This is a genomic window from Wocania ichthyoenteri Th78 (assembly GCF_000789235.1).
Lineage (GTDB): Bacteria > Bacteroidota > Bacteroidia > Flavobacteriales > Flavobacteriaceae > Wocania_A > Wocania_A ichthyoenteri.
This window is the reverse complement of the sequence record NZ_KN525716.1, coordinates 930,106-945,505: the sequence shown is the minus strand read 5'-3', so window position 1 is coordinate 945,505 and position 15,400 is coordinate 930,106. Positions and strand designations below refer to the sequence as shown.

The 15,400-nt window shown below is 31.4% G+C and carries 17 protein-coding genes; 10 read left to right on the top strand and 7 right to left on the bottom strand.

Translation table 11 applies throughout. From position 1 onward, the window contains the following. Positions 1 to 17 precede the first annotated feature (17 nt). Together RG22_RS04035 and RG22_RS04030 are read right to left on the bottom strand one after the other, a co-directional pair. Positions 18 to 1,178, bottom strand: a complete 1,161-nt coding sequence (locus RG22_RS04035) for a lipoprotein N-acyltransferase Lnb domain-containing protein (RefSeq protein WP_034041065.1) — start codon at positions 1,176 to 1,178, stop codon at positions 18 to 20. A 10-nt stretch (positions 1,179 to 1,188) separates the two neighbouring features. Beyond that, positions 1,189 to 2,259 carry a putative type IX sorting system protein PorV2 gene (locus RG22_RS04030; RefSeq protein WP_034045704.1) on the bottom strand — a complete coding sequence of 357 codons (1,071 nt, stop codon included), beginning with the start codon at positions 2,257 to 2,259 and terminating at the stop codon, positions 1,189 to 1,191. 125 nt (positions 2,260 to 2,384) lie between these two features. On the opposite strand from RG22_RS04030, the gene RG22_RS04025 reads away from it, so the two are divergent. The 3 genes from RG22_RS04025 to RG22_RS04015 are packed head-to-tail and all read left to right on the top strand — an operon-like array spanning position 2,385 to position 4,712. Next, entirely contained in the window at positions 2,385 to 3,149 is a 765-nt protein-coding gene (locus RG22_RS04025) for a CDP-alcohol phosphatidyltransferase family protein (RefSeq protein WP_034041064.1), read from the top strand. A gap of 3 nt (positions 3,150 to 3,152) precedes the next feature. Beyond that, positions 3,153 to 4,034 carry a DUF808 domain-containing protein gene (locus RG22_RS04020; protein WP_034041062.1) on the top strand — a complete coding sequence of 294 codons (882 nt, stop codon included), beginning with the start codon at positions 3,153 to 3,155 and terminating at the stop codon, positions 4,032 to 4,034. A gap of 57 nt (positions 4,035 to 4,091) precedes the next feature. Further along, positions 4,092 to 4,712 (top strand): hypothetical protein, encoded by a 621-nt coding sequence (locus tag RG22_RS04015; protein WP_034041060.1) that lies wholly within the window; start codon positions 4,092 to 4,094, stop codon positions 4,710 to 4,712. A gap of 18 nt (positions 4,713 to 4,730) precedes the next feature. On the opposite strand, the gene lptB is transcribed toward RG22_RS04015, so the two are convergent. The 4 genes from lptB to RG22_RS03995 form a co-directional block, all read right to left on the bottom strand. Continuing rightward, entirely contained in the window at positions 4,731 to 5,471 is a 741-nt protein-coding gene (gene lptB, locus RG22_RS04010) for an LPS export ABC transporter ATP-binding protein (protein WP_034041058.1), read from the bottom strand. A 120-nt stretch (positions 5,472 to 5,591) separates the two neighbouring features. Next, positions 5,592 to 5,942: a carboxymuconolactone decarboxylase family protein gene (locus RG22_RS04005; RefSeq protein ID WP_034041057.1), complete on the bottom strand. Its 351-nt coding sequence runs from the start codon at positions 5,940 to 5,942 to the stop codon at positions 5,592 to 5,594. After that, complete coding sequence (tatC, locus tag RG22_RS04000) at positions 5,935 to 6,759, bottom strand: twin-arginine translocase subunit TatC (protein WP_034041056.1); 825 nt, start codon at positions 6,757 to 6,759, stop codon at positions 5,935 to 5,937. Before tatC ends, RG22_RS04005 begins: the two co-directional genes overlap by 8 nt. After that, complete coding sequence (locus RG22_RS03995) at positions 6,759 to 7,676, bottom strand: KpsF/GutQ family sugar-phosphate isomerase (protein WP_420804787.1); 918 nt, start codon at positions 7,674 to 7,676, stop codon at positions 6,759 to 6,761. Before RG22_RS03995 ends, tatC begins: the two co-directional genes overlap by 1 nt. A 255-nt stretch (positions 7,677 to 7,931) precedes the next feature. Between RG22_RS03995 and RG22_RS03990 the strand changes: the two genes are divergently transcribed. The 5 genes from RG22_RS03990 (at position 7,932) to RG22_RS03970 (ending at position 13,504) form a co-directional block, all read left to right on the top strand. Further along, positions 7,932 to 10,136: a RecQ family ATP-dependent DNA helicase gene (locus tag RG22_RS03990; RefSeq protein ID WP_034041054.1), complete on the top strand. Its 2,205-nt coding sequence runs from the start codon at positions 7,932 to 7,934 to the stop codon at positions 10,134 to 10,136. A gap of 92 nt (positions 10,137 to 10,228) precedes the next feature. After that, on the top strand, positions 10,229 to 11,161 hold the full coding sequence (locus RG22_RS03985; RefSeq protein ID WP_034041052.1) for a peptidylprolyl isomerase: 933 nt from the start codon (positions 10,229 to 10,231) through the stop codon (positions 11,159 to 11,161). 216 nt (positions 11,162 to 11,377) lie between these two features. After that, on the top strand, positions 11,378 to 11,923 hold the full coding sequence (locus RG22_RS03980; protein ID WP_034041050.1) for a YfiT family bacillithiol transferase: 546 nt from the start codon (positions 11,378 to 11,380) through the stop codon (positions 11,921 to 11,923). A 16-nt stretch (positions 11,924 to 11,939) separates the two neighbouring features. Then, a complete protein-coding gene (locus RG22_RS17215; protein WP_052143626.1) occupies positions 11,940 to 13,010 on the top strand; it encodes a toxin-antitoxin system YwqK family antitoxin in 1,071 nt (356 codons plus the stop codon). Between the two features lie 11 nt (positions 13,011 to 13,021). After that, complete coding sequence (locus RG22_RS03970) at positions 13,022 to 13,504, top strand: GNAT family N-acetyltransferase (RefSeq protein ID WP_052143625.1); 483 nt, start codon at positions 13,022 to 13,024, stop codon at positions 13,502 to 13,504. A gap of 30 nt (positions 13,505 to 13,534) precedes the next feature. Here RG22_RS03970 and RG22_RS03965 read toward each other — a convergent pair whose 3' ends face one another. After that, the gene (locus RG22_RS03965) at positions 13,535 to 14,098 is read right to left on the bottom strand and encodes a thioredoxin family protein (protein WP_034041048.1); all 564 of its coding nucleotides are present in this window, start codon (positions 14,096 to 14,098) and stop codon (positions 13,535 to 13,537) included. Positions 14,099 to 14,145: 47 nt separating this feature from the next. Between RG22_RS03965 and RG22_RS03960 the strand changes: the two genes are divergently transcribed. Both RG22_RS03960 and RG22_RS03955 read left to right on the top strand, forming a co-directional pair. Then, positions 14,146 to 14,481, top strand: coding sequence for a tRNA-binding protein (locus RG22_RS03960; protein ID WP_034041046.1), 336 nt, complete (start codon positions 14,146 to 14,148; stop codon positions 14,479 to 14,481). A 3-nt stretch (positions 14,482 to 14,484) separates the two neighbouring features. After that, the gene (locus RG22_RS03955; RefSeq protein WP_034041044.1) at positions 14,485 to 15,393 is read left to right on the top strand and encodes a bile acid:sodium symporter family protein; all 909 of its coding nucleotides are present in this window, start codon (positions 14,485 to 14,487) and stop codon (positions 15,391 to 15,393) included. Positions 15,394 to 15,400: the final 7 nt, after the last annotated feature.

Here is a 15,400-nt window from a genome sequence, read left to right as displayed (position 1 = left end):
TTATTGCTAAACAGTCATTAAAGTGTTTTTATCAAGTAAATATATCTAACAAATAATGCTATTAAAAAAGGTGTCAATCCAATAGCAAATACTTGCACGCCAATAATCCAATGTAGCGTTAATAGACAAAGTAGAATGACTAATAGCTTTAAATATTTAATAAACCAATTACTAGTTTTCTTTTTTAGAAGTTGAGGAATCATAAATAAGTTAAGCGCAAATGCCCAAAGTAAATTGTAATTTTGGTGTGTTCCGGTGTGGTCGGTAGCAAACCAAAGCAATAAGATAAATAGACCTATAAGTCCTGTAAGGCTAAATAAAGTGACATCTAACCATTTACTTTGTTTTTGCCTTTTACTATCCTTGTATGTGATGAAAAGTATGAGTAAACCAATAATTCCAAAAATAAATAATGGACTTGTTATAAAAGATTTAGAGTTGGTATTGTTTTTTTGAGTGTAAAGTGTTTTGCTTTCTTTAACTAAAGGTTTATTACTATTTTTTACAGTAGCATTTTCAAAGAATCTATAAATATTCTCTGGTAAAAACATATGCTCTTCCGGAGTCGCTTTTCTATCTATAACGGAGCCTAAAGCCACATCAATACCTAAACTTCCCCAAGAATTTCTGTTGAGGTTATTATGAATTAAAGTCCTGAAAGTTTCTTGCTGAAAGTTTTCTGGTTCACTAAAAGAGATGCTATTATTTAAAGCAATGTTGGTAACATCTTTAATTTTAGTAGCGCAATTATCAAAAAAGAATTCATATAAATACGCCCTGTTTTCTGGTTTATAATTATTTACTAAAAAATTATAAAGCTTTTGTTTTTCGGTTTGCGAAAGATTTAGAACTTGCTCTTTAACCGTTCTGTTAAAATAAGTGTAAGTCTGAAAAAAACTTTGAAAATCATCTTTACTAATAGAATAATTTAATTTTCCTTGAGCAAATTTTAGGTAGAAATTAGGTGTGTTAAAATTGAATGCTCCATATCCATAGACTGTATCAATTCTATTCATTTTATCCTTTATTCTCAAAGCACTATGCCCAAAAGCATCATTTAAAGATGTGCCAGGGCCAATGGTCAGTACGCTGATTTCTGATAACTCAGATAATACATTTTGCTGTGCATTTAATACAAAACATAAAGTTAAAAAGAGAAAAAGTAGTTTTTTGTGCATAAAATAAATATTACCTAAAGATACTTAAATCGAGTTTTAATGAAAATACATTAGAATACAAAGCTACACTTTGATCACCAATATCTGTAAATGCATAATCTATTTGAACACCATTGTATTTAAAACCCACACCAAAACTAGGTTGAAAGCTTAATTGCTCGGTATTATCAATTTGTAACTCATTCTGAAAATTACCAACGCCAGCACGTAAATAAACCATATCGATATACCCAAACTCAAAACCCAAAGCTGGATTTATACTTGCGAATGATGATGAAATAACATCGTTATTTTCTTCAAATCGAACATTCAAATTAACCGATGTTAAAAGGGTATAATCAAAGTTAAAGTCTACCAGTTTTGAGATACCTATTTGCAATTTTGGTATTGTAATTTCAGTAGTTTCTGGTAATTCTTGGTTTTGTCCAGCAACTGCGTTTTGTATTTTGGCGAATTCTTCTTCATCTATAGCCCAAGCATTAAAAGTCGTTGTAATATCGCGTGCCATAACACCAAATTTCCAATTGTTTTTAGTTTCAAATTGTACACCAGCATCAAAACCAAAACCCCAAGACGATGCAAAATCTCCAATAATTCGTCTTATAATTTTCGCATTTATACCGTAATTAAGTCCTTGAACGGGTAACTTTCTAGCATAAGAAAAAGTTAGTCCATAATCAGCAGTCGAGAACAAACTAATTCTATCGTAATTAATATTGCCTTGGGCATCAATTAATTGAGTGGTATTTAAAATATCATCAACAGCAAATCGAATTAGGGATATACCAACGGCACTTCTATTATCTAAAGGCATGGCGAATGCTGCATAGTCATAATTGGCTATATTAGCAAAATAACTAGAGTGCATTAATGCCAGTTGATTGTCTTCTAAAGCAAGTAATCCTGCAGGATTCCAATACCCAGCATTTACATCGGCAGAATGAGATGTAACAGCGCTACTCATACCCAAAGCCGCAGCATCAACACCAATATTCATAAACTCGTTGGAGTATTTTCTAACGGTTTGACTAAATACTGCTATTGATAACAAACAAAATAATGTGGTTATATTAGCTTTCAATCGCAATTTTTTACAAAGATGCATATAATTTATCATCTAATAAACTTCAAAATAAATACAATATTGTTTCTTCTTTGTTTTAGACCGAAATACTTTGTTATTTTTACAGTATTAAAATAATAAATATGAAGCGATATATTCCGAATGCATTAACTCTTTTAAATCTATTTTGTGGATGTATTGCTGTAATTTTGGCTGTTAATAATAATTTTGTTTCAGCAGCTTTATTTGTGTTTTTTGGTATTTTCTTTGATTTTTTTGATGGCTTTGCTGCCAGAAAATTAAACTTTCAAAGCGATTTAGGTATACAATTAGACTCGCTTGCTGATATGGTGACTAGCGGATTGGTTCCTGGAATTGTGATGTATAAGCTATTACAGATGGTTGGTCCGTCGTGGCAAGAAACTGTAGATGCTATTGGATATAATAGAACAATAGGTTTTGAATTCGAACACTTTGAGTTTTTCTTTGTTTTACCTTTATTAGGTTTATTAATAACCCTAGCATCAGCTTACCGATTAGCAAAATTTAATATCGATACAGAACAGCAAAGCTACTTTAAAGGCCTGCCAACACCAGCAAATACTTTGTTAATTGTGTCGCTTCCTTTAATTATGGAATTTCAGAATAACGATTTGATTAATTCTATTATTCTTAATCGATGGTTTTTAATTGGGTTAACTGTTTTTAGTTGTTGGATATTAAATGCAAACATTAAACTATTCGCTTTAAAGTTTAAAGATTGGAGTTTTAAAAACAATTCCACACGTTATATTTTTATGCTACTGTGTGTTGTGCTTTTAATTGTATTGCAGTTTGCTGCAATTCCATTAATTATTCTACTTTATATTTCTATGTCTGTTTTAGACAATTTAATTTCAAAACAATAATACATGGCATCAGGATTTTTTGCATTATTTGACGACATAGCGGCATTAATGGACGACGTTGTTGTAATGAGTAAAATAAGTACAAAAAAAACAGCAGGTATTTTGGGAGATGATTTAGCAGTTAATGCCGAAAAAGCTACAGGATTTGTGTCATCAAGAGAGTTGCCTGTTTTATGGGCAATTACTAAAGGTTCTTTCCTTAATAAATTAATTATTTTACCCATTGCCTTTTTGCTTAGTGCTTTTGCGCCATGGGCAGTTACGTTGGCTTTAATATTAGGTGGTGTGTATTTAGCTTTTGAAGGTGTAGAAAAAATATATCACTTTTTTGTGCCACATAAACACATTAAAGTTAAAGTTGATGAAGAAATCGTTTCTGAAGTTGAGGTTTTAAAAGCCGAAAAAAGTAAAATAAAATCAGCCATTTTAACCGATTTTATTCTATCGGTAGAAATTGTAATTATTGCTTTAGGTACTGTATTAGATAAGCCTATTTTGTTTCAAATATTAGTTGTTTCCATTGTTGCTGTTATTGCAACTGTAGGGGTTTATGGTATTGTAGCACTTATAGTTAGAATGGATGATTTTGGCTATCGACTTGTAAAATTAAGTGATAAAGAAAAAAGCGTTTCAAAATTTATTGGGAACTTTTTAATTAATGCATTGCCTGTTGTTATTAAAAGTTTATCAGTGATTGGAACTATTGCACTAATTTTAGTTGCAGGTGGTATTTTTGTTCATAATATTGAATGGCTTCATCATTTTTTAGAAATATTACCATCAATTTTAAGAGATTTTATTTTAGGATTGTTGGTTGGTTTTACTGCTCTTTTAGTGGTTAAGGGTTTTAAATTTGTTTTTAAAAGAAAAGTCATTAAAGAATAGAATAGAAGATGAATTATGAATTAATGATTGGTGGTGTTAATTATTTAATTATAAAGAATGGCTAACAATAAAAAAATAAAGATGGAAGATAGTTGGTATCAGTTTTATACAATATGTGCAGTATTATGTGGAATTGGAGTTGTGCTTTTTGGATATTTGGCGACTAAAAGAGATAGATATTTGAATAATCTGGAAAAAATAAATGAAAAGCATAAAATGACTGAGATAAATGAGAAAGCAGAAAAGGTTTTAGTTAATTCAGAAAACAAAGAATTTTTTGATGAGACTGATTTTAATCCGTATATGAAATATTTTCCTAATGGAGGTTTTAAAGTTGTTTACCAGAATGAAGGAAAAAAAAACAATGTAAAAATTTATGGAAAAAATCCGTTATTGGATTTGGAAACTGAGTCTAATATTATAATAGACGAAAAAGGCTTAGGTTGGTTAGTAATTGAAGGAGGTATGATAAAATTACCAGGAGATATAAGTGTCTCTGGTGGTGTAACTAAACATGGAATAGATCATAATGCTATTGATAAAAGACAATTTGTATTAAGTCTTTATGAAGGTGTAACAAGAGGTCTAGTAATTATAAGAAATAAGCCAAATTTTATATTTGCTTTAGGTGCTGAACTAGATGATAATAAAAATGACCCTTTTCATCCTAAAAAATAATCAAATAAGGCTTAGGCTTTAGTCCCTAATCTTTTTCTTACGAAGCTCAAAATTCTGTCCTAAATAAACTTTACGTACCATTTCGTCTTCGGCTAATTCTTCAGGTTTTCCAGCTTTTAAAATACCGCCTTCAAACATTAAATAGGTTCTATCGGTAATCGCTAAAGTTTCTTGAACGTTGTGATCGGTAATTAAAATACCGATATTTTTTTTGGTGAGTTGTGCTACAATGCGTTGAATATCTTCAACCGCCACAGGATCTACACCAGCAAAAGGCTCATCTAATAAAATAAAACTAGGGTCGGTTGCAAGTGCACGCGCAATTTCGGTTCGTCTGCGCTCGCCACCAGATAATAAATCGCCACGGCTTTTACGAATATGTCCTAAACCAAATTCTTCAATTAGCGATTCCATTTTATCGTGTTGCTGTTTTTTACTTAGTTTAGTAAGTTGCAATACACTTAAAATATTATCTTCAATACTAAGTTTTCTAAATACCGAAGCTTCTTGTGCTAAATATCCAATACCGTTTTGTGCACGTTTATACATCGGATATTTAGTAATTTCAGTATTATCTAAAAAAATATGTCCGCCATTAGGTTTTATTAAACCAACAATCATGTAAAAAGAGGTTGTTTTCCCAGCACCATTTGGTCCTAAAAGCCCAACAATTTCACCTTGATTTACCTCAAGAGAAACATCTTTTACCACTTTTCGTCCGCTATAGGACTTCATTAAATTTTCGGCTCTTAAAATCATAATTTTATATACTGAACGCTAAAAATAGTAAAATCGTGTTCATTATTATAACAGAATGTCTGAATTTTATCTTTTTGTGTAGTCTTTATTCTAATGCCTAACAACGTAGTGGTCTAGAATCTATTTACTATTGGCTTCTAAAGCGTCCCAAAATTCGTAAGCACGTCGTAAATGTGGAATAACAATAGTACCACCAACCAAAGTCGCGATACTTAAGGCTTCAACAACTTCTTCTTTTTTTAAGCCTAATTTATAACTGGTTTCCATGTGATACTTAATACAATCATCACAACGTAAAACAGCCGAAGCTACTAACCCTAAAAGCTCTTTGGTTTTAACATCTAAGGCACCTTCCGCATAAGCGTTTGTATCTAAATTAAAGATGCGTTTAATAACTTTATTATTATCGGCAAGAATTTTATCGTTCATTCTTTCCCGATACTCATTAAATTCTGTAACGATATCAGACATGTTGTTTTTCTTTTCTTTTTTGATTTCTAATTACAACTTTAGAAATATAAATACTTACTTGGTATAATATTAAAATAGGAATAGCAACAATAACTTGACTCGCAATATCTGGAGGTGTTATAATTGCTGAAAGGATTAGTACAACAACAAGAGCATACTTTCTGTATTTTCTTAATATTTCTGGTGTAACTAAACCTATTTTAGTTAAAAAATAGATGATGATGGGTAACTCAAAAATTAATCCTGAGGCTAAAGCTGAAGACCTAACTAAGGCAATATACGAGCTTATATCGATTTGATTATCTACGACTTTAGAAATACTATAATTTGCTAAAAAGTTAAGCGATAAAGGTGTTACAATATAGTAGCCAAATAATACGCCAATAAAAAATAAGAGTGATGAAATGATGATAAAACCACGTGAATGTTTACGCTCGTTTGAATGCAAACCTGGACTAATAAATTTCCATAATTGGTAAATAACGTATGGAAATGAAATAATGAAACCGCCTAAAATAGCTGTCCAAATATCTGCTGAAAACTGTCCAGCCATCGTACGGTTTTGTATTATCATTGGCATTTCATCAGCACAAAACGTAGTGTCTACGCCTATAAAATTTGCTGCATCACATAAAAACTTATAGGTAGGAAAACTCATTTCCAATGGCGCAAAAATAATTTCGTCGAAAACAAATCGGCTAAAAATAAAAACCAAAGTGGCAACTATAATAACCGCAACACAAATGCGAATTAGATGCCAGCGTAAATCTTCAAGATGATCTAAAAAAGACATCTCATTAATCTCTTTTTTTGCCATTATATAATACCTTCTTTTATTAAATCGTGTAAATGTACAACACCTGCGTAATTGCCATTGTCTTCAACAAGTAGTTGCGAAATACCGTTAGTTTCCATAATTTCTAAAGCATCAACCGCCATAGCATCTACATTAATATGTTTTGGGTTAGCACTCATAATATCTTTAGCGGTTAAAGTAGAAAAATTATCAACTTTGGTTAGCATTCTACGTAAATCACCATCGGTAATTATACCAACAATTTTTTCATTTTCAACTACAGCTGTAACGCCTAGCATTTTTTCAGTAATTTCAATAATAATATTTTTAATACTCGTATCTAAATTAACCTTTGGTTTTTGGTTTACAGATGAAATATCATGAACTCTTAAATATAACTTTTTTCCTAAAGCACCACCTGGGTGATATTTAGCAAAATCGTTACTCGAAAAACCACGTAGCTCTAATAAGCAAACTGCAAGAGCATCGCCAATTACCAATTGAGCTGTAGTGCTTGTTGTTGGTGCTAAATTATTTGGGCAAGCTTCCTGCTCGACATAAGCATTTAAAACAAAATCTGCTTGTTGTCCTAAAAACGAATCTTTATTACCCGTGATAGCAATCATTTTATTTTTTGCACTTTTAATTAAGGGCACTAAAACTTTAATTTCTGGTGTGTTTCCACTTTTTGAAATGCAAATAACGACATCGTCTTTAAGGATTAATCCTAAATCACCATGAATCGCATCGGCAGCATGCATAAAAATAGCAGGAGTACCGGTAGAATTTAAGGTGGCTACAATTTTGTTTGCAATAATAGCACTTTTGCCAATTCCTGTAATAATTACACGTCCTTTAGAGTTGTAAATAAGATTTACGGTATGAGCAAAATCATCGGTTATTAGATTAGATAGGTTAGAAATGGCTTTACTTTCCATTTCAATGGTGTATTTTGCTGTATCAATAATAGAATTTTTGTCTTTCAAAATTTATTATTATTTTTTGTTGATGCTTTAAAGATTTTGTTATCTTTAAATGATTAGCCAATATTGAATTTTTATTGTAAATTCGAATTACGTTACAAAACTAACGAAAAAAAACATGAGGGTTCTCTAAATATGCTGCTAAATTACAGAATAGTATACTTTGTATTGGTGTATTTTTATCGTGTAAATTAATTTTTTATTTAATCAATGTTAACAACAAAAAGTGACATTCATTCTGCACTAAAAAAATATTTTGGGTTTAATAAATTCAAAGGGTTGCAAGAGGGTGTAGTAGAAAGTATTCTATCGAAAAAACATACATTCGTAATTATGCCAACAGGAGGTGGAAAATCTCTTTGTTATCAACTACCTGCGTTAATGCAAGAAGGTACAGCCATAGTGGTGTCTCCTTTAATTGCATTAATGAAAAATCAGGTAGATGCTATTAGAGGTCTTTCAAACGAAGAAGGCGTGGCGCACGTGTTAAATTCTTCATTAAATAAAACTGAAGTAAAGCGTGTGAAAGAAGATATTGTTAATGGTATTACCAAGTTACTTTATGTAGCTCCAGAATCATTAACCAAAGAGGAAAATGTTGATTTTCTTCGAACAGTAAAAGTATCTTTTATGGCTGTTGATGAGGCACATTGTATAAGTGAATGGGGACATGATTTTAGACCAGAATATAGAAATTTACGAAATATAATAGGACGTATAGGAGACGATATTCCTATTATTGGTTTAACCGCTACGGCAACGCCAAAAGTACAAGAAGACATTATAAAAAACTTAGGTATTACTGGTGCTACAACTTTTAAAGCATCCTTTAACAGACCTAATTTATATTATGAAGTTAGGCCAAAAACAAAAAATGTTGATGCTGATATTATTCGATTTATTAAACAAAACGACGGAAAATCTGGTATTGTATATTGTTTGAGTAGAAAACGTGTTGAGGAATTAGCACAAGTTTTACAAGTAAACGGTATTAAAGCAGTACCATATCATGCAGGTTTAGATGCCAAAACCAGATCGAGCCATCAGGATAAATTTCTTATGGAAGATGTCGATGTTGTTGTGGCTACTATAGCCTTCGGGATGGGGATAGATAAACCCGATGTACGCTTTGTAATTCATCACGATATTCCTAAAAGTATAGAAAGTTATTATCAAGAAACTGGTCGTGCTGGTCGCGATGGTGGAGAAGGGCATTGTTTAGCGTATTATGCGTATAAGGACATTGAAAAGCTAGAAAAATTTATGTCTGGTAAGCCAGTTGCCGAACAAGAAATAGGACAAGCTTTATTACAAGAAGTTGTTGCTTTTGCAGAAACATCTATATCTCGCAGAAAATTTATTTTACATTATTTTGGTGAAGAGTTTGACAATAAAACAGGAGAAGGTGGAGATATGGATGATAATGTTCGACATCCGAAAAAACAAAAAGAGGCTAAAGATGATGCAAAACTACTTTTAGAAACCATTCAAAAAACCAACGAAAAATATAAATCTAAAGATTTAGTAAACGTACTTATAGGAAAAGAAAACGCCTTAATAAATTCACATAAAACCAACGAACAAGACTTTTTTGGCAAAGGAAAAGACCACGATAACAAATATTGGATGGCGTTGTTAAGACAAGTGCTGGTTGCTGGTTATCTAAAAAAAGATATTGAAACTTATGGTGTTATAAAGTTGACAGACTCTGGTAGAGATTTTATAAAAAAACCAGTGTCTTTTATGATGACAGAAGACCATATTTTTGAAGGTGAGCAAGAAGATGGTTCAGTTATTACTACCGTTAAGGGTAGTGGCGCAGTAGCCGATAATGTTTTAATGGGCATGCTTAAAGATTTACGTAAAAAGAATGCTAAAAAATTAGGTGTTCCTCCTTTCGTGATTTTTCAAGATCCATCGTTAGAAGATATGGCTTTAAAATATCCTATTTCTATACCTGAGCTTAGTAACGTTCATGGGGTAGGCGATGGGAAAGCAAAAAAATATGGTAAAGATTTTATCGAACTTATTTCAAAATATGTAGAAGAAAACGACATTACTCGTCCAGACGATTTGGTTGTAAAATCTACAGGAAGTAACTCTGCAAATAAGTTATATATTATTCAAAATGTTGATAGAAAATTACCTTTAGATGATATTGCTTCGTCTAAAAAGATGTCTATGGAAGACTTTATAAAAGAAATGGAAGCCATAGTATATTCAGGTACTAAGCTTAATATTAATTATTGGATTGATGAGATTTTAGACGAAGATCAACAAGAAGAAATTCATGATTATTTTATGGAATCAGAATCTGACGATATTGATGCCGCTATTAATGAGTTTGATGGCGATTATGATGATGAAGAATTACGTTTATACCGTATTAAATTTATTAGTGAAGTAGCAAATTAATACCTTTAATATTAAGAGTAAACTTTTTAACTTATAACTTTTCTACTTGTAACTGCATTCCCTATCTTTGCACTTTCTTAAAAATTAGAACAATGCAAGACGGATTATACGCAAAATTTAACACAACTAAAGGAGAAATTCTTGTTGCTTTAGAATACAAAAAAACTCCAGGAACAGTAGGTAACTTTGTTGCTTTAGCTGAAGGAAATTTAGAAAATTCGGTAAAACCTCAAGGCACACCATATTATGATGGTTTAAAATTTCATAGAGTAATTCCAGATTTTATGATTCAAGGTGGTTGCCCACAAGGTTCAGGTTCTGGTAACCCTGGTTATAAATTTGATGATGAGTTTCACCCAGATTTAAAACACGATGCACCTGGTGTATTATCTATGGCAAATGCTGGTCCAGGAACTAACGGAAGTCAGTTTTTTATAACACATATAGAAACACCTTGGTTAGATAATAATCATACTGTTTTTGGTAAAGTAACACAAGGCCAAGAAGTTGTTGATACCATTGCACAAGGCGATATTATTGAAAGTTTAGAAATTGTTAGAATTGGTGCTGATGCCGTAGCTTACAATGCTGTTGAAGCTTTTAGAACATTTGAAGGCTCAAGAGAAGAAAAAATAGCAAAGGCTAAAGTTTTAGCTGATGCTGAATTAGATAAAATTGCTACAGGGTTTAATAAAACCGATAGCGGTTTGCGTTACCAAATCATTCAAGAAGGTAAAGGAGCAAAAGCAGAAAAAGGTAAAACAGTATCTGTGCATTATAAAGGTCAGTTAACTGATGGAACAGTATTTGATTCTTCATACAAACGTAATCAGCCTTTAGAGTTTCCTGTTGGGGTTGGACAAGTTATTCCTGGTTGGGACGAAGGTATTTGTTTATTAAACGTTGGAGATAAAGCACGCTTAGTAATACCTAGCGATTTAGGTTACGGTAGTGCAGGTGCAGGTGGAGTAATTCCACCAGATGCCACTTTAATTTTCGATGTAGAATTAATGGATGTAAAATAAGTGGAGAACGACTTTTGTCTTCTAAAAAGTTAGAGAATCGCTTATACTGAGCAAAGACGAAGTGTTTTTTAATTGGTATTATAAATGATTGTTATTTAATAAGTTGAGTAGATTCTTTAGCCTGAGTTAGTTTGTACTTAGCGTAGTAGAAGAGAAGGATTAATAAAATAAATAAGGAAAAGCACTTCAATTGGAGTGCTTTTTTTATATTTATACATGACAAATTTAGAACTACAAAATCTAAAATATCCAATAGGAGAATTCGATTGCCCAAATAACATTTCAAAAGAACATATAGAAAGTTGGATTTCAATTTTAGAACACTTTCCTAATCGATTAGAAAATCTAATTAAAAATTTGTCAGATAAGCAATTAGACACTCAATACAGACCAGGAGGATGGACTGTTAGACAAGTAATCCATCATGTGTCCGATAGCCATCATCATAGCTATACACGTTTTAAGTGGGCTTTAACCGAAGACAAACCAATTATAAAAGCATATTACGAAGAGCGTTGGGCAGAACTTGAAGATTCTAAATCTGCACCAATTGAAATGTCTTTGAATCATTTAAAAGCGATTCATTTTAAACTCGTTTATTTATTAAAATCATTACATGAAGATGATTTTAACAAATGCTTTATTCATCCAGAAACGAATACTGAAGTTCCTTTGAAAAAAAACATAGGCATTTATGCGTGGCATAGTAACCATCATTATGCACATATTGAGAATTTATTAAAGCAGAAGAGTTGGATATAGATTAAATTTAAAACAAATGAAACTTAAAATACTATTACTAATTATTATCGCTTACGGCACTATACAGGCACAGACGCCCTATAAAGAGTACTATGATGATGGTACGGTTAAAATGGAAGGCACTGAAAAAGAAGGCCTCTTAACTGGCGAAGTCAAATATTATTATCCATCAGGAAACTTAGAGTTTATAGATTATTATTATAAAGGAAAAAGATTTGGAATTGGTAAGGAATACTACGAAAGTGGTCAATTATCCGCTTTAGTTAATTATAAGGATGATGTATATCATGGCTTATTAAAAACGTATTATGAAGATGGTAAATTAAAGTCTACAGTTAATTTTAATAGTGGTAAAAAAGTTGGAGAATATAAATCTTACCATAATAACGGAAACTTAAAAAGTAAGGTGAATTATAATGAAAATGGAGAAGCTCATGGTGAGTATGTTTCTTATCATCCAAATAAAGAACTTTTAGTTAAATGTATATATTTAAATGGTGAAATTGACGGAGAATTAATTAGTTATTTTTCTAATGGAAAAACAGCAAAAATATCCAATTATTCAAAAGGAATAAAGAATGGTGTTTTAAAAGAGTATTATATAAATGGTAATTTAAAAATAAATTCAGTTTATAAAGACGATAATTTAGAAAAAGATTATTTACATTACTATAGAACAGGAGAGTTATGGGTTAAAGCAGAAATGAGTTATGGATATATTGAAAATAAAAACGTTTATTTTAAAAATGGAAACTTAAAATCTGAACAAGTTCACGTTTCTAGAGATTTTAATTACAAGCAATACCATGAAAATGGAAAGCTGTATAGTATTGGTAAAAAAAGATGGCCTCAAGATACTAAAAGAGGAGAGTGGTTATATTACCATACCAATGGCGAAATTTATAAAACGGAGTTATATAGCGATTTTGGTAGCCTTCGTGAAGTTATTAATTGTTTTGATGGCGAAGGAAAGCCATTAGATAAAGGAAGTTTTATTAATGGCAGTGGTACGCTTAATGAATACGATGTACAAGGAAAACTTATTAAAACAAAAGTGTATAAAGACGGAGTTATTGTTAAAAAGTAATTTTTATTTTTTTGATTAGACCATTTCACATAAAAGATACCCAAGTACTTTTAGATATTTATAACTATTATGTGTTAAACACAACTGTGACGTTCGATATAGAACCATTGTCAATTCAAGCTTTTAAGGATAAATTGATTCATATAAATGATGAATACCCGATTATTGTTTATGAAGAAAATGATAAGATTTTAGGATACGCTTACGGAAGTAGATTCAGGCCCAAACCAGCCTATAATTATGTAGTTGAATCTACAGTTTATGTAAAGCATGATTCACACGGAAAGCAAGTTGGAACTAAACTATATGCCGAATTATTAAGGTTATTAAAAGAAATCAATTTGCATACAGTTTTAGGAGTACTTACTATACCAAATGAAGCCAGCGTAAAACTTCACGAAAGATTTGGTTTTGAGCAAGTTGCCAATTTAAAAGAAGTTGGTTTAAAATTTGGTGAATGGCAGAATATTGGGATTTGGCAATTAAAATTTTAAAAAACTGCTAGACCTTCCTCTGGGAAGGATTTAGGATGGGGTTTTCCACTTAATATTACAGCCAATACTTGGTTTTTGCGTTTGTGTATTTTTTTTATTTTCTAACAAGCTATCTAATGCATGTTTTAAATCTTTTCCTGTAACAGGCAGTCCGTTTCCTGGTCGCGAATCGTCCAATTGTCCTCTGTAATTCAATTTCAAATGAGTATCAAACACATAAATATCTGGAGTACAAGCCGCATCATAAGCTTTTGCTATTTCTTGAGTTTCATCGTATAAATACGGAAACGGATAATTTTCAGTTTTGGCATGAATGGTCATGTTTTCTGGAGAATCTTGCGGATAATTAACTACATCATTACTAGATATCGCAATAAATGAAATGCCTTTTTCTGCGTAAGCGTTTGCTATGGAAACCACCTCAGAATTTACATGAATTACAAACGGACAATGGTTGCAGATAAACATAATTACCGTGGCGTTTTTTCCTTTTAAATTTTGAAGTGATAATATGTTATTTGAAACCGTGTCCAATAAATTAAAATCTGGAGCTATTGTTCCTAACGGAAGCATATTTGAAGGTGTTCGTGCCATTTTAAAAGTTTTTATTCAAAGTTCGGTATAATTTGTATTTTTAAAAAATGAACGAGACTATAACTTTTGAAGACTTTACGAAAGTAGATTTACGAATTGGTACTATTACAGAGGTAAACGATTTTCCTGAAGCGCGATATCCTGCTTACCAACTCACTATAGATTTTGGAGATTTGGGTATTAAAAAATCTTCGGCACAAATAACAACCTTGTATTCTAAAGAAGATTTACTAAACCGACAAATTGTTGCAATTGTCAATTTTCCTAAAAAGCAAATCGCTAAATTTATGAGCGAATGTTTGGTTTTAGGTGCTGTAAATGGTAAAGATGTTATGCTTTTAAATCCAGAAAACAGCGTTAAAAACGGTACGCCTGTTTCTTAACCTATGCAACAACTCGACAATATTCAAATAAATTTTGATACAAATGCCCTTTGGGTTTTAAATGTCGCTCTTGCATTAGTTATGTTTGGTGTTGCGTTAGGGGTTTCTATAACCGATTTTAAAAACTTAATCAAGCAGCCAAAACTTGTTTTAATTGGTATTTTATCTCAGTTCGTTTTATTGCCTTTTATTACATTCTTGTTCATACTTCTTATAAAACCACAACCGACTATTGCTTTAGGAATGATTATGGTTGCTGCTTGCCCAGGAGGAAATGTTTCAAATTTTATGACGAGTTTAGCAAAGGGAAACACAGCGTTATCTGTAAGCTTAACTGCTTTTGCTACGTTTTTGGCAATGATTATGACGCCTTTTAATTTTCAACTTTACGGAAATTTATATCAGCCGACTGCCGAAATTTTAAAAAGCATACAATTAGAACCTTTTGAGTTAGTAAAGCTTGTTCTTCTTATTCTTGGCATTCCTTTAATTTTAGGAATGCTGTTAAGATTTAAAAACATAACGTTAGCTAACAAACTTTCTAAAGTTTTAAAACCATTATCTATTGTCGTTTTTATCGCCATTGTAATTATTGCATTTTCTAAAAATTTAGAAGTGTTTAATAATTACATTCATCATGTATTATTAATAGGAATAAGCCATAATATATTAGCAATTATTATTGGGTTTTTAGTTGCTAAGGCATTTAAATTATCGTTTAAAAATCAAAAAACATTAGCTATAGAAACTGGTATTCAAAATTCTGGCTTAGGATTATTACTTATTTTTACTTTTTTTGATGGCATTGGAGGTATGGCAATTTTAGCAGCATTTTGGGGTGTTTGGCATATCATTTCGGGGTTATTATTAGCATGGTACTGGTCTAATAAAAAAACAAGTTTATCATATTGAATTTTAT

Excerpts from the sequence above, each read along its gene's own strand:
- RG22_RS04035 (WP_034041065.1), bottom strand. The coding sequence starts at position 1,178 with ATGCACAAAAAACTACTTTTTCTCTTTTTAACTTTATGTTTTGTATTA.
- RG22_RS04025 (WP_034041064.1), top strand. The coding sequence starts at position 2,385 with ATGAAGCGATATATTCCGAATGCATTAACTCTTTTAAATCTATTTTGT.
- RG22_RS04020 (WP_034041062.1), top strand. The coding sequence starts at position 3,153 with ATGGCATCAGGATTTTTTGCATTATTTGACGACATAGCGGCATTAATG.
- RG22_RS04015 (WP_034041060.1), top strand. The coding sequence starts at position 4,092 with ATGGCTAACAATAAAAAAATAAAGATGGAAGATAGTTGGTATCAGTTT.
- lptB (WP_034041058.1), bottom strand. The coding sequence starts at position 5,471 with ATGATTTTAAGAGCCGAAAATTTAATGAAGTCCTATAGCGGACGAAAA.
- RG22_RS04005 (WP_034041057.1), bottom strand. The coding sequence starts at position 5,942 with ATGTCTGATATCGTTACAGAATTTAATGAGTATCGGGAAAGAATGAAC.
- tatC (WP_034041056.1), bottom strand. The coding sequence starts at position 6,759 with ATGGCAAAAAAAGAGATTAATGAGATGTCTTTTTTAGATCATCTTGAA.
- RG22_RS03995 (WP_420804787.1), bottom strand. The coding sequence starts at position 7,676 with ATGGAAAGTAAAGCCATTTCTAACCTATCTAATCTAATAACCGATGAT.
- RG22_RS03990 (WP_034041054.1), top strand. The coding sequence starts at position 7,932 with ATGTTAACAACAAAAAGTGACATTCATTCTGCACTAAAAAAATATTTT.
- RG22_RS03985 (WP_034041052.1), top strand. The coding sequence starts at position 10,229 with ATGCAAGACGGATTATACGCAAAATTTAACACAACTAAAGGAGAAATT.
- RG22_RS03980 (WP_034041050.1), top strand. The coding sequence starts at position 11,378 with ATGACAAATTTAGAACTACAAAATCTAAAATATCCAATAGGAGAATTC.
- RG22_RS17215 (WP_052143626.1), top strand. The coding sequence starts at position 11,940 with ATGAAACTTAAAATACTATTACTAATTATTATCGCTTACGGCACTATA.
- RG22_RS03965 (WP_034041048.1), bottom strand. The coding sequence starts at position 14,098 with ATGGCACGAACACCTTCAAATATGCTTCCGTTAGGAACAATAGCTCCA.
- RG22_RS03960 (WP_034041046.1), top strand. The coding sequence starts at position 14,146 with ATGAACGAGACTATAACTTTTGAAGACTTTACGAAAGTAGATTTACGA.
- RG22_RS03955 (WP_034041044.1), top strand. The coding sequence starts at position 14,485 with ATGCAACAACTCGACAATATTCAAATAAATTTTGATACAAATGCCCTT.